The sequence below is a fragment of the Sphingomonas sanguinis genome (assembly GCF_001476905.1).
Taxonomy (GTDB): Bacteria; Pseudomonadota; Alphaproteobacteria; order Sphingomonadales; family Sphingomonadaceae; genus Sphingomonas; species Sphingomonas sanguinis_B.
This window is the reverse complement of record NZ_LDTE01000051.1, coordinates 14,269-31,536: the sequence shown is the minus strand read 5'-3', so window position 1 is coordinate 31,536 and position 17,268 is coordinate 14,269. Positions and strand designations below refer to the sequence as shown.

Annotated in this window: 16 protein-coding genes; 6 read left to right on the top strand and 10 right to left on the bottom strand. The window is 65.9% G+C overall.

The annotated features are described in order from the left end of the window. The first annotated feature begins 4 nt into the window (after positions 1 to 4). Together SB4_RS09165 and SB4_RS09160 are read left to right on the top strand one after the other, a co-directional pair. The gene (locus SB4_RS09165; RefSeq protein WP_058752335.1) at positions 5 to 3,232 is read left to right on the top strand and encodes a multidrug efflux RND transporter permease subunit; all 3,228 of its coding nucleotides are present in this window, start codon (positions 5 to 7) and stop codon (positions 3,230 to 3,232) included. Then, positions 3,232 to 4,794, top strand: coding sequence for an efflux transporter outer membrane subunit (locus tag SB4_RS09160; RefSeq protein ID WP_082670079.1), 1,563 nt, complete (start codon positions 3,232 to 3,234; stop codon positions 4,792 to 4,794). Before SB4_RS09165 ends, SB4_RS09160 begins: the two co-directional genes overlap by 1 nt. 54 nt (positions 4,795 to 4,848) lie before the next feature. Here SB4_RS09160 and SB4_RS09155 read toward each other — a convergent pair whose 3' ends face one another. The 6 genes from SB4_RS09155 to SB4_RS09130 all read right to left on the bottom strand — a co-directional run bounded on the left by SB4_RS09155 (position 4,849) and on the right by SB4_RS09130 (position 7,555). Next, complete coding sequence (locus SB4_RS09155) at positions 4,849 to 5,217, bottom strand: phasin family protein (RefSeq protein WP_058733955.1); 369 nt, start codon at positions 5,215 to 5,217, stop codon at positions 4,849 to 4,851. Between the two features lie 86 nt (positions 5,218 to 5,303). Next, positions 5,304 to 5,762 (bottom strand): hypothetical protein, encoded by a 459-nt coding sequence (locus SB4_RS09150; RefSeq protein ID WP_058752334.1) that lies wholly within the window; start codon positions 5,760 to 5,762, stop codon positions 5,304 to 5,306. Continuing rightward, positions 5,759 to 6,217 carry a hypothetical protein gene (locus SB4_RS09145; RefSeq protein WP_058715420.1) on the bottom strand — a complete coding sequence of 153 codons (459 nt, stop codon included), beginning with the start codon at positions 6,215 to 6,217 and terminating at the stop codon, positions 5,759 to 5,761. The genes SB4_RS09150 and SB4_RS09145 overlap by 4 nt, the downstream gene beginning before the upstream one ends. A gap of 51 nt (positions 6,218 to 6,268) precedes the next feature. Next, on the bottom strand, positions 6,269 to 6,616 hold the full coding sequence (locus tag SB4_RS09140; protein ID WP_058733952.1) for a hypothetical protein: 348 nt from the start codon (positions 6,614 to 6,616) through the stop codon (positions 6,269 to 6,271). Positions 6,617 to 6,668: 52 nt separating this feature from the next. Beyond that, complete coding sequence (locus SB4_RS09135) at positions 6,669 to 7,217, bottom strand: LuxR C-terminal-related transcriptional regulator (RefSeq protein WP_058752333.1); 549 nt, start codon at positions 7,215 to 7,217, stop codon at positions 6,669 to 6,671. A gap of 140 nt (positions 7,218 to 7,357) precedes the next feature. Further along, positions 7,358 to 7,555, bottom strand: coding sequence for a hypothetical protein (locus SB4_RS09130; RefSeq protein WP_058715417.1), 198 nt, complete (start codon positions 7,553 to 7,555; stop codon positions 7,358 to 7,360). A 382-nt stretch (positions 7,556 to 7,937) separates the two neighbouring features. Here SB4_RS09130 and acnA point away from each other — a divergent pair, with 382 nt between their 5' ends. Next, the gene (gene acnA, locus SB4_RS09125; protein WP_058752332.1) at positions 7,938 to 10,625 is read left to right on the top strand and encodes an aconitate hydratase AcnA; all 2,688 of its coding nucleotides are present in this window, start codon (positions 7,938 to 7,940) and stop codon (positions 10,623 to 10,625) included. Positions 10,626 to 11,049: 424 nt separating this feature from the next. On the opposite strand, the gene SB4_RS09120 is transcribed toward acnA, so the two are convergent. Then, entirely contained in the window at positions 11,050 to 11,739 is a 690-nt protein-coding gene (locus tag SB4_RS09120; protein WP_058752331.1) for a hypothetical protein, read from the bottom strand. After that, entirely contained in the window at positions 11,736 to 12,956 is a 1,221-nt protein-coding gene (locus SB4_RS09115; RefSeq protein WP_058752330.1) for a TIGR04063 family PEP-CTERM/XrtA system glycosyltransferase, read from the bottom strand. Before SB4_RS09115 ends, SB4_RS09120 begins: the two co-directional genes overlap by 4 nt. 96 nt (positions 12,957 to 13,052) lie before the next feature. Here SB4_RS09115 and SB4_RS19965 point away from each other — a divergent pair, with 96 nt between their 5' ends. Together SB4_RS19965 and SB4_RS09110 are read left to right on the top strand one after the other, a co-directional pair. Next, positions 13,053 to 13,205, top strand: a complete 153-nt coding sequence (locus SB4_RS19965; protein WP_193753776.1) for a hypothetical protein — start codon at positions 13,053 to 13,055, stop codon at positions 13,203 to 13,205. Then, on the top strand, positions 13,198 to 14,577 hold the full coding sequence (locus SB4_RS09110; RefSeq protein WP_058752329.1) for a putative O-glycosylation ligase, exosortase A system-associated: 1,380 nt from the start codon (positions 13,198 to 13,200) through the stop codon (positions 14,575 to 14,577). The genes SB4_RS19965 and SB4_RS09110 overlap by 8 nt, the downstream gene beginning before the upstream one ends. On the opposite strand, the gene SB4_RS09105 is transcribed toward SB4_RS09110, so the two are convergent. Next, complete coding sequence (locus SB4_RS09105) at positions 14,552 to 15,478, bottom strand: right-handed parallel beta-helix repeat-containing protein (protein ID WP_058752348.1); 927 nt, start codon at positions 15,476 to 15,478, stop codon at positions 14,552 to 14,554. The genes SB4_RS09110 and SB4_RS09105 overlap by 26 nt on opposite strands. 85 nt (positions 15,479 to 15,563) lie before the next feature. Continuing rightward, complete coding sequence (locus SB4_RS09100) at positions 15,564 to 16,136, bottom strand: type 1 glutamine amidotransferase domain-containing protein (protein ID WP_058752328.1); 573 nt, start codon at positions 16,134 to 16,136, stop codon at positions 15,564 to 15,566. A gap of 123 nt (positions 16,137 to 16,259) precedes the next feature. Here SB4_RS09100 and SB4_RS09095 point away from each other — a divergent pair, with 123 nt between their 5' ends. Continuing rightward, positions 16,260 to 17,261 (top strand): DNA topoisomerase IB, encoded by a 1,002-nt coding sequence (locus SB4_RS09095; protein ID WP_058752327.1) that lies wholly within the window; start codon positions 16,260 to 16,262, stop codon positions 17,259 to 17,261. The last annotated feature ends 7 nt before the right edge of the window (positions 17,262 to 17,268 follow it).

Genomic DNA, 17,268 nt, shown 5'->3' with positions numbered 1-17,268 from the left:
GACCATGATGAGCCGCGTCTTTATCGATCGCCCGATCTTCGCCTGGGTCCTTGCCATCATCGTCATGCTGGCGGGCATCGGCGCGATCATGGGCTTGCCCATCGCGCAATATCCCGACGTGGCCCCGCCCCAGGTCTCGATCCGCGCGACCTTCCCCGGCGCGTCCGCCCAGACGCTGCAGAATTCGGTGACCCAGGTCATCGAGCAGCAGCTGACCGGCATCGACGGCCTCCTGTATTTCCAGTCGTCCTCGTCCAGCCGCGGCTCGGTGACGATCACCGCGACCTTCGCCAAGGGCACCGATCCCGACATCGCGCAGGTCCAGGTCCAGAACCAGGTCCAGCAGTCGGTCGCGCGATTGCCGCAGCAGGTGCAGCAACAGGGTCTGGTCGTCCGCAAGTCGAACCCCGACTTCCTGTTGATCGCGGGCGTCTATGACGAGACGAACCGGATGACGAACCAGGACGTCGCCGATTATCTCGTCTCCAATTTGCAAGACCCGCTGGGCCGTATCCAGGGTGTCGGCGATACCAACGTCTTCGGTTCGCAATATGCGATGCGCATCTGGCTGAACCCGGAGCGGCTGTCCTCCTATCAGCTGATGCCGTCCGACGTCGTCACCGCGATCCAGAACCAGAATACCGAGGTCGCGGCCGGTGAGGTCGGCGGCACGCCCTCACCCACCACCCAGATGCTGAACGCGACCGTGACCTCCATGTCGCGGCTCCAGACGCCCGAACAGTTCCGCGAGATCATCGTCAAGACGCTGAACAACGGCGCGACGGTCAAGCTGTCCGACGTGGCGCGTATCGAGCTGGGCGCGGAAAGCTATGCCGCCGTCAGCCGGATCAACCAGCATCCGGGCGCGGGCATCGCCGTGCTGATGGCGCCGGGCGCCGACGCGCTGAAGACCGCCGAGCTGGTCAAGGCCGAGGTCAACCGCGTCGCCAAGACCTTCCCGCCCGGCCTGAAGGTCGCCTATGCCAACGATACGACCGCCTTCATCAAGCTGTCGATCGACGAAGTGGTCAAGACGCTGATCGAGGCGATCATCCTCGTCGTCATCGTCATGTTTGTCTTCCTGCAAAGCTGGCGGGCGACGCTGATCCCGACGATCGCGGTGCCGGTCGTGCTGCTGGGCACCTTTGCCATCTTCTATCTGGCGGGTTTCTCGATCAACACCTTGACGCTGTTCGGGCTGGTGCTGGCGATCGGCCTGCTGGTCGACGACGCGATCGTGGTCGTCGAGAATGTCGAGCGTCTGCTCGAGGAAAATCCCGACATGACGCCGCGCGAGGCGACGATCGAGTCGATGAAGGAGATCAGCGTCGCGCTGATCGCCATCGCGCTGGTCCTGTCGGCGGTGTTCCTGCCGATGGCGTTCTTCGGCGGATCGACCGGCGTCATCTATCGCCAATTCTCGATCACCATCGTCTCGGCCATGATCCTGTCGGTCGCGGTGGCAATCATCCTGTCCCCGGCGCTGACCGCCACGCTGTTGAAGCAGAAGGCCAAGGAGCATGAGGAAGGCGCGTGGCTCGACCGCAAGTTCCCGCGCGTGGCGCATGGGCTGCAACGCGCCAAGGACGGGTTCAACTCGCGCTTCGAGTGGACGGTCGAGAAATATACCTCGGCCGTGCGCACGGTGGTCGACCGGAAATGGCTGTTCCTGCTGATCTATGCGGGTGTTGTCGCGCTGCTTGCCGTCCTCTTCCTCCGCTTGCCGACCGGTTTCCTGCCGACCGAGGACCAGGGTTCGGCGATCGTCCAGTTCCGCCTGCCCGCCGGCGCTACCCAGGGCCGCACCATGGAAGTGCAGCGCCAGGTCGAGCAATATTTCGCCCAGCATGAGGGCAAGAACGTCAAGGTTCTGTTCTCCGTCGCGGGCGGCGGCGGCGGAGGCACCAGCGGCCAGAATACCGGCCAGGGCTTCATCAACCTCGTCGACTGGGCCGACCGCAAGGGCAAGGAGAACAGCGCCGACGCCATTACCGGCCGCGCCTCCGCCGCCTTCCGCGGCCTTCGCGACGCGCAGGTCTTCGCGCTGGTGCCTCCGGCCATCCGCGGTCTGGGCCAGTCGGACGGCTTCACCATGGAATTGCAGAACATCTCGGGCATGCCGCTGGAGAAGTTCGAGGCGATCCGCGACCAGCTGCTCGCCAAGGCCAATGCCGATCCGATGCTCGCCTCGGTCCGCCTGACCGAGCTGCCCGATATCGCCACGCTGCGCGTCGACCTCGACCAGCAGAAGCTGGCGGCGCTGGGTCTGACGCAACAGCAGGTGAACTCGACCCTGTCGACCGCCTGGGGCGGGCAATATGTGAACGACTTCATCGACCGGGGCCGCGTGAAGCGCGTCTTCGTCCAGGGCGACGCACCCTATCGCGCCGAGCCAGAGGACCTGAAGCAGTGGTTCGTGCGCGGGTCGAGCGGGCAGATGGCCCCCTTCTCCTCCTTCTCGACGATCAACTGGGGCGTGGCCCCGACCACCCTGTCGCGCTTCAACGGCATCCCCTCCTATGAATTCCAGGGGTCGGCCGCGCCGGGCTACAGCTCGGGCGACGCGATGAAGCGGATGACCGAGCTGGCGGCGCAAATCCCCGGCACCTCGATCGCCTGGGCGGGCCTGTCCTATCAGGAGCGGCTCTCGGGCGGGCAGGCGCCGATCCTGTACGGCCTGTCGATCCTGGTCGTCTTCCTGTGCCTGGCCGCGCTTTACGAAAGCTGGTCGATCCCGTTCGCGGTGCTGCTGGTCATTCCGCTGGGCCTGATCGGCGCGGTCGCCTTCGTGACGCTACGCGGGCTGACCAACGACGTCTATCTCCAGATCGGCCTGCTGACGACGATGGGGCTGGCGGCGAAGAACGCCATCCTGATGATCGAGTTCGCCGAACAGGCGGAGAAGCAGGGCAAGCGCGTCATCGACGCCGCGCTGGAGGCCGCCAAGATCCGTCTGCGGCCGATCCTGATGACCAGCTTCGCCTTCATCTTCGGCGTGCTGCCGCTCGCCATCTCGACCGGTGCGGGGGCCAACAGCCGTATCGCGATCGGCACCGCCGTGATCGGGGGCATGCTGACCGCGACGGTGCTGGCGATCTTCTACATCCCGCTGTTCTTCGTGCTGGTCCGCCGGTCGGTCCGCAACGGCCTGGCCCGGTTGCGGGGCAAGCCGATGAGCGAACATGGCGCGGGGCATCGCCCCGCCCCCGAAGGCGAAGCGGAGAAGGCCTGATGCGTATCCTGTCCCCCCTCCCTGCCCTGCTGCTCGCCGCCACCGCGCTGTCGGGTTGTTCGCTGGCTCCGAAATATGAGCGGCCCGCCACGCCGGTGCCGCCGTCCTGGCCGGTCGGCGACGCCTATCTCCGCCAGTCGGAGGCAGCGCTGCCCACAGTCCGCTATACCGACATCTTCCGTGATGCGCGGTTGCAGCAGCTGATCACCCAGGCGCTGGCCAACAACCGCGACCTGCGCGTGGCGGTGGCGAACATCGCCGCGACCCGTGCGCAATATCGCATCCAGCGCGGCAGCCTGTTCCCCGAGGTCGATGCCTCGGGCCGCTACAGCTATACCGAACGCGGATCGAACGGCGCGGGGTCGCAGGCCGTCGGCGGAACAGGCACCGGCGGCACGGGAACGGGCACCGGCACAGGAAACGGCACCGGTGGTGTCGGAACCGGCACGGGCGGGACCGGCGGGACGGTCGTCACCGGCGCGAACGGGTCGGGCAGTGCCTGGTCGGTCAATCTGGGCACCACCGCGTTCGAGCTGGACCTGTTCGGCCGCGTCCGCTCGCTGACCGGCGCGGCGCTCGACCGCTACTTCGCGACCGAGGCGGCGGCGCGGGCGACCCGGCTGACCCTGGTCGGCGACATCGCCGATGCCTGGCTCAATTACGCGGCCAACCAGAGCCTGCTCGCCATCGCGCAGCAGACCGCCGCCAGTGCCGAGCGCAGCGTCACGCTGACCCGCGCGCGGCTTCAGGGCGGGATTTCGCCGCGCACCGACCTGCGCCAGGCCGAACAGGTGCTGGCGACCGCGCAGGCCGACCTCGCGCTCCAGAAGACGGCGGTGGCGCAGGATATCAACGCGCTGCAATTGCTGGTCGGTGCGCCCATCGACACCGCCCTCCTGCCCCGTTCGATCGAGGAAGCCTCGCCCACCGTCGCGACGCTGCCCGCCGGGCTTGACTCAGGCATCCTGCTGCGTCGCCCGGACGTGGTGCAGGCCGAATATCTGCTGCGCGCCGCCAATGGGCAGATCGGCGCGGCGCGCGCCGCGCTGTTCCCCCGCATTTCGCTGACCGGGCTGGTCGGGTTCGCCAGTAACGCGCTGACCTCGCTCTTCTCGGGCGGGAGCTTCAACTATTCGGTCGCCCCGTCCGTCAGCTATCCGATCTTCCAGGCGGGGGCTGGCGTGGCCAATGTCCAATATTCCAAGGCGCAGCGCGACGCCGCGCTCGCGACCTATGAAAAGACGATTCAGACTGCATTCCAAGAAACCGCCGACGCCCTGGCTCGGCAGGGCACGATCGATGACCAGCTGGGGGCCAATCGTCGCTTCCTGAATGCTGCGGCCGATACCTATCGATTGACCGAGGCCAGCTATCGCGGCGGGGTGACGCCGTTCCTGAATACGCTGGACGCGCAGCGGTCGCTCTATTCGGCCCAGCGGACGGTGATCGCGACGCAACTTACCGCCGCGACCAACCGGGTGACGCTCTACCGCGTACTGGGTGGAGACTCGCTGCTGGAGGCAACGACGAAGGGCCCGGTGGCGCTGAGCCCGGGGCAGTAGTGCTTATCCCTCACCCTTCCGGCCCTGAACCGGAAGGGTGAGGATAGCCGGATTTCAGTCCTGCTTCGTGCCCCGCGCCGCGCCGATCGCATCGCGGCCGAACTGCACGATCATCTCGCCGATCTCACGCGCCTGCGACATGGAGCGATTGCCCTGTTCGCGCATGAACTCGCCCTGGATGCGCATCACCTCGGACAGGTCGCGCGCCGAAGCGGCCTCGCGCATGGCGGCAAAGGCTTCGCGCGCATTGGTTTCGGCCTGGTCGAGCATCTTCAGCGTCACCGCCGATCCACCCTCGGCCATTTTCTGGCCGGACGCCTGCATCGCCTCGCCTGCGCCCTTCATGCGGTCGGTAAAGGCGCCTGCGCCCATATCGCCGCCAATCGCACCCGCGCCGCCGCCATTCCCGATATCCTCGGCCATCCGTCTTCTCCTGTGGTTATGCCCGTGGCCATTGAACCCGCGGGGCTATCAAGAGTTGCACGGCATCCCGGCCGTGCGCGATCGGATCAGGTCCGGGCGAAATAACCCGACAGGATCGCGACCATCTTGTCGGTCGCCAGCAGATCGCCCTCCGCGTTTCGCTCGATCCAGTCGCGCTGGACCAGAAGGCGAATCCAACGCGCGCCCAGGGTGCCGGTCGGCGAAAGATGCGCCGTCTCCAGCAGGGCCGCGTCACTCATCGGCGCCTCGGCCTGAAAAGCGGCCAGCGCAATCTGCCAGGCGGGGTCGCCGAACATGTCGCCATCGACCCCGATGAAATCACGCATGTCCCGGCGATGGCGAAGAACCATCGCGGCGCACTCGCGCGGGGTGGGCACCCGCGGCGGGCGTGGCACCGGCACGCCGCCGCCAACGCCGGAGATCGCCTGGATGCGGGCCTGCACGTCCGCCATGACGCTGGTGAAATGCGCAAAGCTCGCCCGATCCTCGGCCGGCCAGTGCAGCAGTTGAAGGTCGCAGTTCATCGCAGGTCCCGCCAAGAAAAGGCCCAGTCGGGATCACGACCGAAACGGGCGACGCGCATCCGGTGGCGCAATACGCCAAGCCCCAGGATGGTGAGCATGGGATAGGCGATCTTGCCCTCTGCCATGCCATACATCCATGGCATCAGGCTCGAATCGAATCCCCGCACGCCGTGGATGGCGATGCCCAGAAGATGCAGCGCCGCCAGCCAGAGCGGCCAATAGCGATTGGCCAGCAACGCGATCGTCAACAGCCCGCCCATCAGGACGATGTCGATGATGACCTCTCGCGGGTCGGTCGTGCGGAAATGGGTCGCTGGCTCGAACGCGATCAGGATGGTGGCCGCCGTCGCCGACAGCAGCAAGAGCGCGCCGAATCGTTCGGGCCAGCCCCCCATCGTCAGGGCGTAAAGGCAGATCAGCCCCTGAACGATGTTAAAGACATAGATATGCGTCACGGCGTGCCCCGTATGATGAAAATCCGATGAGACACGCCGCGATGATCTTCGTCAGGCAGCCACGCGCAGCGGCGTGGCCGTGATCGCACCGGTCGTCTCGGGCGGCTTGGGATGGTTGTCGCCATAGCCATCGGCATCGAAGCCGATCGTCTTGCCGACCTTTTCCAGGATACGGTGGCTCTGCACGGCATGTCCGCGCGCCTGGCCGATCGCCATCATCGCCTGGCCGAGCATTTCGAAAGCGTGCTGGCCGACCACCGCCGACAGCTTGGCTTCGGCCCGCGCCCGCGGCAGTGCCATGGCAAGTTCACCTGCGGTCGAAAAAGCCGTGTCGAGTTCGTTTTCCAGCTTCCACAGGAGCTGGGTGACCTGAAGTGCCGCTTCATGTTCCGTCGTCATGGCCTGTGCCCCTGAAATGGCCCATGCGTGCCGTTGGCCGCACGGAGGATCATCACCCGGCAAGGTTCGACACACGTCCGATCACACGGGTCAAAACGTCGAGGCCGGTCGCCAACATGCCGAAGCCAATGGCCAGTGCGACTGCGATCGTTGGAACCCAGAGCATCCTCTCAGCGACGCTCATGTCGTTGCGGGTCTGTCCTTGCCGCCGGACCGGGAGGGACAAGCGGGGCGATGCGTGGACATGGCCGTCCTGCACCGCCCCACCGACCGTACTCCCATCCGGTGCCATTGGAGGTGCCACGGTCGGCGGTTTGGAAACCAGCCCCGTAGAATCGGGTATGATTTTATTGGGGGTTACTTCTTCTTTTTCTTCAGTAGCTTGGTCATTATCCAAGGCCTCATGATCAGCCAATGCCATGGCCGCCTCGCGGCGATTGCGCGCGCCCAGAAGCCTGACCGCTTCTGCCAGATAGCTGTCGACGGTCGACTTTCCCAAGCCGAGTTCGATCGCGATTTCCTTGGAGCCCTTGAGCGCTTTGACGCCACGAAGGCATTCGCGGTGGCGGCGGGTCAACAGGGCGAAGCGTTCGGGAGTCATTGCGTTTTCCGGCCGTGCCGGAGAATCCGTCCAGGCATGCGTGACGCATTAGCCGGGACTTACCCCCGTCGCCAAGCGCTTCCACGTCCGATCCGGGCAGAAAGGAACCCTGCTAGATCATCCTTGATCGACAGCGACGATCAATCCCGCCGATTCGGCACATGGATCGCTTCTATCGAGTCCAGCGCCTGAAGCAGGTCGTCGAATGCCGTATCCTGGCTGACCGGGAACGAGCGGCGAAAGCCGGAGCCCAGCACATCGAGGTCACGCTGGGTCAACAGGCCGACCGCTACGATCTGATCGGGACGGCGCGGCGGTCGGGGAGCGTGCTGCGTCATCGCCACCCTCCTGTTATGCTGATGGCATCCGTACCGCGCGTCACGGAACCGCGTCCCGCCGCCCCGTGACGGCCCGAAGCCGTAAAAGCGGAAGATCGCCTATCCTTCAACGCGCCCATGGTCGGAACTCCATTCATGACGTCTGAACCCGTCATTCATCATGCCTGTTCCACGCTTTTTCCACGGTTGCGACGGGACACCGTTGCAACGCCGCAAATGCGCCGATCCCGCCCTCGATTTCCACCCTTGATGCCCTTCCCTGTCGGGCCACCCCTTGCTAAGGCCGCTCGCATCACCGGATTTATCCCCGGCACGCCTTGCTCGCGGCTGCATGCTGCCGTGTCCCCCTGGGCGTGCCCGGCTCGACCAAGAAGGGACGCCCATGACTGCGATAGGCCAGGACAGCCTGAACACCCGCTCGACGCTCGACGTCGACGGCAAGACCTATGATTATTACAGCCTCGCCAAGGCTTCCGAGCAGCTCGGCGACATCAGCCGCCTGCCCTTCTCGATGAAGGTGCTGCTGGAGAACCTTCTGCGCTTCGAGGACGGCAAGACCGTCACGCGCGAGGACATCCAGGCGATCGTCGACTGGCAGAAGACCCAGCGTTCGGACCGCGAGATCCAGTATCGCCCGGCGCGCGTGCTGATGCAGGACTTCACCGGCGTGCCCTGCGTGGTCGACCTCGCCGCGATGCGCGACGCGATCACCAAGCTGGGCGGCGACGCGGCCAAGATCAATCCGCAGGTCCCCGTCCACCTCGTCATCGACCACTCGGTCATGGTCGACGAGTTCGGCACGCCGCAGGCGTTCGAGGATAACGTCGACCTCGAATATCAGCGTAACATGGAGCGTTACGAGTTCCTGAAGTGGGGCTCCAAGGCGCTCGATAATTTCTCGGTCGTTCCGCCGGGCACCGGCATCTGCCACCAGGTCAATCTGGAATATATCGGCCAGGCCATCTGGTCCTCGACCGAGAGCGGCGAGCACGCCAAGGGCGGCGCGACCATCGCATACCCGGACACGCTGGTCGGCACGGACAGCCACACCACGATGATCAACGGCCTGGGCGTGCTCGGCTGGGGCGTCGGCGGGATCGAGGCGGAAGCCGCGATGCTCGGCCAGCCCGTGTCGATGCTGATCCCCGAAGTCGTCGGCTTCAAGCTGACCGGCAAGCTCCAGGAAGGCATCACCGCCACCGACCTGGTGCTGACCATCACCCAGATGCTGCGCGCCAAGGGCGTGGTCGGCCGCTTCGTCGAGTTCTACGGCCCCGGCCTGTCGTCGATGACCCTCGCCGACCGTGCGACGATCGCCAACATGGCACCCGAGTACGGCGCGACCTGCGGCTTCTTCCCGATCGACGACAAGACGCTCGACTATATGCGCCTGACCGCGCGTTCGGACGACAATGTCGCGCTGGTCGAGGCCTATGCCAAGGCGAACGGTTTCTGGCGTCATGACGATGCCGCCGACCCCGTCTTCACCGACACGCTGGAACTCGACATGTCGACGGTCGTGCCGTCGCTCGCCGGTCCGAAGCGTCCGCAGGACAAGGTCGTGCTGACCGAAGTCGACGACGTGTTCAACGCCGACCTCGCCAAGGTGTACAAGAAGGAGGCCGCCGTCCGCGTCGCGGTCGAGGATCGTAGCCATGACATCGGCGACGGCGACGTCGTGATCGCCGCGATCACCAGCTGCACCAACACCTCGAACCCGAGCGTGCTGGTCGCCGCCGGTCTGGTCGCGCGCAAGGCGAACGCGCTGGGCCTAAAGCCCAAGCCCTGGGTCAAGACCTCGCTCGCCCCCGGTTCGCAGGTCGTGACCGATTACCTGGACAAGGCGGGCCTGACCGCCGATCTCGACGCGATCGGCTTCAATCTGGTCGGCTATGGCTGCACCACCTGCATCGGCAATTCGGGCCCGCTCGCCGAGCCGATCTCGAAGGCGATCAACGGCAACGACATCGTCGCCGCCTCGGTCCTGTCGGGCAACCGCAACTTCGAGGGCCGCGTGTCGGCCGACGTCCGTGCCAACTTTCTCGCCTCGCCGCCGCTCGTCGTCGCCTATGCGCTGAAGGGCACGGTCACGCAGGACATGCGTGAAACGCCGATCGGCCAGGGCAAGGACGGCCAGGACGTCTATCTGAAGGACATCTGGCCCTCGAACGAGGAAGTCCGCAGCCTGATGGATGCGAACATCGACGACGAGATGTTCCGTTCGCGCTACGGCAATGTCTATGCGGGCGACGCCAAGTGGTCGGCGATCGAGGTCACCGGTTCGGACACCTATGCGTGGCCCGCCGCTTCGACCTATGTCGCCAACCCGCCCTATTTCGAGGGCATGGAGATGACGCCGAAGCCCGTCACCGACATCATCGAGGCCAAGCCGCTCGCCATCCTGGGCGACTCGATCACCACCGACCACATCAGCCCGGCCGGTTCGATCAAGGCCGACAGCCCGGCAGGCACCTTCCTGCAGGAGCATCAGGTCGCCAAGAAGGACTTCAACTCGTACGGCGCGCGTCGTGGCAACCATGACGTGATGATGCGTGGCACCTTTGCCAACATCCGCATCAAGAACGAGATGGTCCCCGGCGTCGAGGGCGGCATGACCCAGTATGACGGCGAAGTGATGCCGATCTACGACGCCGCGATGCGTCACAAGGCCGACGGCACGCCACTCGTCATCGTCGCGGGCAAGGAATATGGCACCGGTTCGTCGCGCGACTGGGCGGCGAAGGGCACCAACCTGCTCGGCGTGCGGGCGGTCATCACCGAGAGCTTCGAGCGTATCCACCGCTCGAACCTGGTCGGCATGGGCGTCCTGCCGCTGCAGTTCGCAGACGGCGTGACCCGCGAGACGCTGAAGCTGGACGGCAGCGAGAGCTTCACCATCCAGGGCGTGGCTGGCTTGCGTCCGCGTCAGGATGTCGAAGTGATCCTGACCCGCAAGGACGGCTCGACCGAGACCTTCCTGACCAAGTGTCGCATCGATACCGTCAACGAGCTGGAATATTTCCTGAACGGCGGCATCCTGCAGTACGTGCTGCGCAATCTGGCGGCGTAAGCCGTTTGACGAGGGCGGGTCCGTCAGGCCCGCCCTCAAGGTTATGCGAAAAGACCCGCTCGGAGTGATCCGGGCGGGTTTTTTGTGTCACGCGAAGCCGCGATGACGCGAAGAAGAGAAGAGGTTCGCGCGTAGGCGCGGAGAGTTTGACCTTGCCGCGCCAGCGGCCCTTTAGCCTCAACGATGGACTCAAATGCGCTGCCGCGCGCGCTGTCTCTCCGCGCCTCCGCGCGAAAACCCTCTGCGATCTCTGCGCCTCTGCGCGAACCATCTTCGCGTCATCGCGACTTCGCGCGAACTTTCCACCCCCGTCACCCGCCAAAGGGTCGAAACCCCGTTGGGTATCGGCAGGTAAAGACTCCCGACCGCCAGCAACTGGACCCCGGTCTTCGCCGGGGTGGAGCGGAGAAGAGAAGAAGCGGCCTCAGTCCGCCCGTTTCGACTTGCGCAGGGCGGTTTCGCGCTCCAGCCGGTCGAGCAGCGTCTCGATCGACTCGTTCGCCCGGTCGGGGAGCGGCAGGGCCGCGCCCTGATCAACCGGCACAGGGTCGCGCATCGGCGGCAGGGGCATGGGTTCGGGCGTCAGCGGGGCGACCGGCCGGACCGGCGCGCGCGGGGCGGACAGGATCGCATCGGGATCGAACGCCGCCAGCGGCTGATCGAGATCGGCGGGCAAGGTCCGCTCGACGATGTCCTCTTCTTCCGCGGTGGGTGGCGGTGGCACGCCCAGTTCGGCGGCATGGAGCGGACGTCGCGGCGGCGCGTCGGGATGCCGATCGGAGCGGCGGACGCTCGGCACGTAATCATCGTCGTCCTCGCGCTCGACGGGCACGCTCTTGGCGAGCAACCCGCCCGGTCCCCAGAGGAGATAGGCGATCGCCCAGCCGACCGCGCCCGCCCCGATGCCCGCCGCCACGGCAAGCATCAGCCGCGCCTTGGTGCCTAAGGGCGGCTGCGCGGCGGACAGGATATCGGGCAGGCCCAGCTGGCCGACCAGCGTCTCCAACCGCCAGTCGGGTGCGACCAGAACCAAAAAGGCCAGGAACACGCCGATAGCCCCGCCGATCCAGGCAGGGGCAAGGCGATAGGGAGAGGGCGTGGCGGTGAATGTCATGGCCGTTTCGTCGCCGCCTTCTCTAGCAAGCGCTGGTAAACAGGTTCGTAACGCCGAATGTTCGACGCCCAATTGCGTTCTTTTTCAACGAACGCCCGCCCCGCATCGCGCCGCCGCTCCCAGATCGATCGATCGGCCAGCAAAGCCGCCAGGGCGTCGGCCAACGCGGCCGGATCGTCCGGAGGAAACAGCGTGCCGGTCCGTCCATCCTCGATCAGCTCACGGTGCCCGCCGACATCCGACGCCGCCACCAGCCGCCGCTGCGCCATGGCCTCCAGCGGTTTCAGCGGTGTTACCAGATCGGTCAGCCGCATCTTCTTGCGCGGATAGGCGAGCACATCGACCAAGCTATAATAACGCTCGACCTCCTGATGCGGCACGCGCCCGACGAAGCGGATCGCATCGGCGACGGGCGACGCCTCGGCCTGGGCGCGTAGCGCCGCCTCCATCGGACCACCGCCGACCAGCAGCAGCCGTGCGCCGGGCCGGGCCGCGACCAGCCGGGGCATGGCGGCGATCAGGTCGTCCAGCCCCTCATAATCATAGAAACTGCCGATAAAGCCGATCACCTCGGCCCCCTCCAGCCCCCATTGCCGCGCCAACGCCTCGTCGCGCGGGGCGGGCTGGCCGAACAGCGTCAGATCGACGCCGTTGGGCGACACCACGATCTTGTCGGCGGGCAGCCCGCGCGCGATCAGGTCGCCGCGCAGCCCTTCGCAGATGACGGCAATCGCATCGGCCCGGCCGCAGGTCCAGCCCTCCAGCGCGCGGGTGGCGCGGTAGCGCGCGCTCCCCTCGACCCCGGTGCCGTTGCCGACCGCCGCATCCTCCCAAAAGGCGCGAATCTCATAAATGAGCGGCAGGCCGTGCCGCCGCGCGACCGCCAGCCCGGCCAGCGCGTCGAGCACGGGGGAATGGGCATGGAGGATATCGGGCCGGAACGCCTGGACCGCCCGCTCGATAGCCCGGACATGCGCCGCGAGTCCGGCCAGTTCGCCCAGCGCGCCGCGCGGCCCGAACCGACCCGCCGCTGCGGTACGATAGAAGGTCAGCCCATCCAGCGTCTCGACCTCACCCGCCGCGCCGCCCTGGCGCGGACCGGTCACCGCCGCGACCGCGTGCCCTTCGGCCCCTTGCGCCTTCAGGATAGCGCGGGTGCGAAAGGTATAACCGCTCTGGAGCGGCAGGCCATGGTCGAGGATGTGCAGGATGCGCATGACGATGCACCTGTCATGCCAGCCCTTAACGCCGCGTCAACCACCGGTTTATAAGCATCGCCGACAGCGACCGGCGTCAGCAGGAAAGGACGGGCGATGATCGACAGCTTTGCCCTTCTCCTGACCCATGGCCTGATGCTGATCGCGGCTTGGCGCCTGTTGGGACGGCGCGACCTGGACCAGGAGGGAGACGCGCGCCCGACCGACGGCAAGCGGCTGCGCGGGAAAGGTGCGCACCCCGATGCGTGACCTGTTCCTGATCGGGTTCCTGTTCAGCCTGTTCGCCATGGGGCTGCGACGGCCGTTCCTGCTGGTCCTCGCCTATATCTATATCGATATCGTCTCGCCCCAGCGGCTGACCTATTATCTGCTCAACACCGTGCCGATCTCGTTGATCGCGGTAGTGGCGGCGGTGGGTGCCTGGGCGCTGGTCGACGACAAGCGGGACAGTCGCTTCACCTTGCGGCAGGGCGCGATCCTCCTGCTGCTCGGCTATTGCGCCACGACCACCTTTTTCGGCGCGGACTTTCCGGTCGAGGCCAGGGACAAGTGGGACTGGGTGTGGAAGGCGCTGGCCTTTGCCGTCTTCCTGCCACTGACGCTGCGCACCCGGCTCAGGATCGAGGCGCTGCTGCTGTTCATGATGCTGTCGCTGGCGTCGATCGTCATCGTCGGCGGGATCAAGACGCTGTTCAGCGGCGGCGGTTACGGCGAGCTAAACCTGATGGTGACCAACAATACCGGCCTCTATGAGGGCAGCATCATCTCGGCGGTCGCGATTGCGGCGATCCCGGTCATCCTGTGGCTGATGAAGCATGGCACCATCTTTCCGCCCGACCGGCGGGTGCAGCTGTTCGGGTCGGGGCTGATCTTCGCCTGTCTGCTGATCCCGGTCGGCACCTCGGCGCGCACGGGACTGCTCTGCATCGGGCTGCTCGCCATCCTGATGTTGCGTGAGGTCAAGCGGCGGGTCCTGTATATCAGCGTACTGGCGGTGGCGGGGCTGGCGGTCGTGCCGCTCCTCCCCTCCTCCTATACCCAGCGGATGAACACCATCCGCACCTATCAGGGCGACGAGTCCGCCTCGACCCGGCTGGCGGTGTGGAAATGGACCTTGGACTATGCCACATCCAACCCGTTCGGCGGCGGGTTCAATGCCTATCTGCAGAATAGCCTGCGCTATGACCTGACCAAGGTCGAGGGCACCGCGCACAACGCCACCATCGAGAAACAGGTCACCACCGACCGCGCCCGCGCCTATCACTCCAGCTATTTCGAGATGCTGGGCGAACAGGGCTGGCCGGGCCTGTTCCTGTGGCTGGGCATCAATGTCGCGGGGCTGCTCCGGATGGAGGCGCTGCGGCGACGTTATCGCAAGACCGACGATCCGCTCCACTGGGGCGGGCGGCTGGCGGGCGCGCTCCAACATGCTCACCTGATCTATCTGCTGGGCGGGGCGTTTGTCGGGATCGCGTTCAATCCCTTCCTCTACCAGCTGATGGCCGCGCAGATCGGGCTGGACACCTATCTCGCCCGGCGAACCCGCGAGGCGCGGTTGAAACCACCACCCGGTCGCCGTCCTTTGCGGCCCGAGGTCAGAACTTCCGCGCCGTCGGCGTGATGCCCGGCCCCAGGATATTCCCGCGGATCACCAGCGGCTCGCCCGACCAGTTGCCGACGAAAACCGGCTTATAGTCCGCCCCCGGCGCCAGTCGCGCGCGGTTGTTTTCGACCACCAGCCCGGAGGAATCATTCTTCGCCCCCTCCGGTCCGACGGTGATCAGGGTCGAGTGATTGTCCTTGTCGCGGCCGTCGACGAATTCGTTGCCCGCGATCCGCCCCTTCGCACCATTGGACAGGTCGATCATATAGTTGGTCATATGGCCGTGGCTGTCGTCGAAGCTGCTGTCCAGCACCTCGACATAGGGTGCGCGGGTCTTAACGTAATGACCACCCTGCCCGCGCTCGAAACGGCAATTGGTGACTTTCAGGCTCTTGTAGCGGCCCATATAGATGCTGTGCGCGCCGTAACCGGTCGGGTCGTGGCCCAGCCCCGAAAAGGTCGAGTGGTCGATCACGACCGTGCCGTTTGGGTCCTCCGCCGACAGGATACCCGACTGGCTGTCGAGGAACATCGCATTGCTGACGACCAGCGGACCCTTTTCGATGCGAATGCCCGCGCCATTGCCGTCGCCGACCTCGATATGGCTGAAGACGATGCCGTCGACCTGCGCGCCGCGTCCGCGCAGGACCAGCGCCGCTTTTCCTTCGCATGCGATGCGGGTGAAGATTACCTTGCCCGGCTCGGTCGCGGTGATGGTCACGCGCCCGGCATTCTGCACCGCGCATTCGCGGTAGGTGCCCGGCGCGATGCGGACCGTGCCCTCACCATCGCCGATCGCGTTCAGCGCATCCTGAAGGCTCGCAAAGCCGCGCCCGCCGACCATGAAGGGCTGCGTCGTCCCCTGCGCCAGCGCGACGCCGGAGGTCAGACCGAGGAGCAGCAGCGGAACCAGACGCATGGCATCATCCTGAAAAACAAGCGGGCGCCGCATCCTGCCACGCACGATGGCCGGATGCGACGCCCCAGATCGTCCCGTGCTGGGATCAGGCTTCTTCGGTCTCTTCCTCGTCGGCCAGCTCTTCTTCCAGCGCAGTCAGGATCGCCTTGTTGAAGGCGGGGATGTCGTCCGGCTTGCGGCTGGTGATCAGGTTGCCGTCGACCACGACCTCCTCGTCGACAACATCCGCGCCCGCATTGGACAGGTCGGTGCGGATCGAAGGATAGCTGGTCAGGCGGCGACCATCGATCACATCGGCTTCGGCCAGCAGCCAGGGGCCGTGGCAGATGGCGGCGACGATCTTGTCGTCCTCCATGAACTCGGTGACGATCTCGACCGCGCGCTCGTTCAGGCGCAGCTTGTCGGGGTTGCAGGTGCCGCCGGGGATGACGAGCGCGTCGTAATCGTCGGTGTCGACCTCATCGACGGTCAGGTCCGGCGTCGCCGTCTCAGCCTTGTTGATGTCGCCTTCCATGCCCTGGATCGGGTCGGACTTGAGCGAGGCCAGTCGCACCTTGGCGCCTGCCGCCTCCAGCGCCTTGCGCGGTTCAAAAAGCTCGACGGTCTCGAAACCGTCGGCGGCGAGCATCAGGACGCGTGCCTGGGAAAGATCGGCCATGATGGAATACTCCTGTCGGGAAACGCCTCGGGGGAAAGGCACTTGCAGAACCACCGACCGCATCGGCCGTTCCGGAACGAAGCGACCAGCGACGCATTTGCAAAGATGACCCGAGAGAGAGCGATGGCCACCCGATTAGTCTATTGCGACGACAGCAAGCCCGGCATCACCCGAACCAAGGTCCGGGGGAAATGGGCCTATTGGACGACCAAGGGCGAGCGGATCACCGACACCAACGAGATCGATCGGCTGAACAAGATCGGCCTGCCCCCCGCCTATAAGAACGCCTGGTTCTGCCCGCGCGCCAATGGCCATATCCAGGCGGTCGGCTGGGACGAAAAGGGTCGCAAGCAATATCGTTATCACGCCGACTTCCGCGAGGCGCAGGACGCCGCCAAATATGAGCGTTGCGTCGAGTTCGGCCATGCGCTCCCCGCCCTGCGCAAGCGCGTCGAAGCGGATTTGAAGAAGCGCGGCCTGTGCAAGGAGCGCGCGGTCGCCGCCGTCGTCCGGCTGCTCGACAACGGCCATTTGCGCGTCGGCAACGAAGCCTATGCCGCGACCAACAAGAGTTTCGGCGCAACGACATTGCGCAAGCGCCATGGCCAGGTGAAGGGTACGACGCTACGGCTGCGCTACCGCGGCAAGTCCGGAAAGATGCGCGACCTGACCCTGACCGACCGTTCGCTCGCCAGCTTCGTGAAGCGCTGCCAGGATCTGGACGAGCAGCATCTTTTCGCCTGGGTCGATGATGATGGCGAGGCGAACCCGGTCTCCTCGTCGGACGTCAACACCTATATCCGCGAGGCGACGGGCTGCGACTTCACCGCTAAGCATTTCCGCACCTGGGCCGCCAGCGTCGCCGCGTTCGAGGCGCTGGCACTGGCCGAGGCGGACCTCAGCCTGAAGGCCATGCTGGAGCCGGTCGTCGAAAAGCTCGGCAACACCCCCGCCATCGCGCGGAAGTCCTATGTCCACCCCTCGCTGATCGCGCTCGTCAAGGATGGGCAGGCGGCGTTTCGCAAAACCCTGCGCCTGCCCCGCGCCCGCGCCGGGCTGTCGCGTGTCGAATGCGGCCTGATCGCGTTTCTCGAAGCCGGAACCCCGGCGACCAAGGCGGCCTGACCGCCCC

Excerpts from the sequence above, each read along its gene's own strand:
- SB4_RS09120 (WP_058752331.1), bottom strand. The coding sequence starts at position 11,739 with ATGACATTCACCGCCACGCCCTCTCCCTATCGCCTTGCCCCTGCCTGG.
- SB4_RS19965 (WP_193753776.1), top strand. The coding sequence starts at position 13,053 with ATGATCGACAGCTTTGCCCTTCTCCTGACCCATGGCCTGATGCTGATC.
- SB4_RS09150 (WP_058752334.1), bottom strand. The coding sequence starts at position 5,762 with ATGAACTGCGACCTTCAACTGCTGCACTGGCCGGCCGAGGATCGGGCG.
- acnA (WP_058752332.1), top strand. The coding sequence starts at position 7,938 with ATGACTGCGATAGGCCAGGACAGCCTGAACACCCGCTCGACGCTCGAC.
- SB4_RS09095 (WP_058752327.1), top strand. The coding sequence starts at position 16,260 with ATGGCCACCCGATTAGTCTATTGCGACGACAGCAAGCCCGGCATCACC.
- SB4_RS09165 (WP_058752335.1), top strand. The coding sequence starts at position 5 with ATGATGAGCCGCGTCTTTATCGATCGCCCGATCTTCGCCTGGGTCCTT.
- SB4_RS09100 (WP_058752328.1), bottom strand. The coding sequence starts at position 16,136 with ATGGCCGATCTTTCCCAGGCACGCGTCCTGATGCTCGCCGCCGACGGT.
- SB4_RS09130 (WP_058715417.1), bottom strand. The coding sequence starts at position 7,555 with ATGACGCAGCACGCTCCCCGACCGCCGCGCCGTCCCGATCAGATCGTA.
- SB4_RS09110 (WP_058752329.1), top strand. The coding sequence starts at position 13,198 with ATGCGTGACCTGTTCCTGATCGGGTTCCTGTTCAGCCTGTTCGCCATG.
- SB4_RS09140 (WP_058733952.1), bottom strand. The coding sequence starts at position 6,616 with ATGACGACGGAACATGAAGCGGCACTTCAGGTCACCCAGCTCCTGTGG.
- SB4_RS09105 (WP_058752348.1), bottom strand. The coding sequence starts at position 15,478 with ATGCGTCTGGTTCCGCTGCTGCTCCTCGGTCTGACCTCCGGCGTCGCG.
- SB4_RS09135 (WP_058752333.1), bottom strand. The coding sequence starts at position 7,217 with ATGACTCCCGAACGCTTCGCCCTGTTGACCCGCCGCCACCGCGAATGC.
- SB4_RS09115 (WP_058752330.1), bottom strand. The coding sequence starts at position 12,956 with ATGCGCATCCTGCACATCCTCGACCATGGCCTGCCGCTCCAGAGCGGT.
- SB4_RS09155 (WP_058733955.1), bottom strand. The coding sequence starts at position 5,217 with ATGGCCGAGGATATCGGGAATGGCGGCGGCGCGGGTGCGATTGGCGGC.
- SB4_RS09160 (WP_082670079.1), top strand. The coding sequence starts at position 3,232 with ATGCGTATCCTGTCCCCCCTCCCTGCCCTGCTGCTCGCCGCCACCGCG.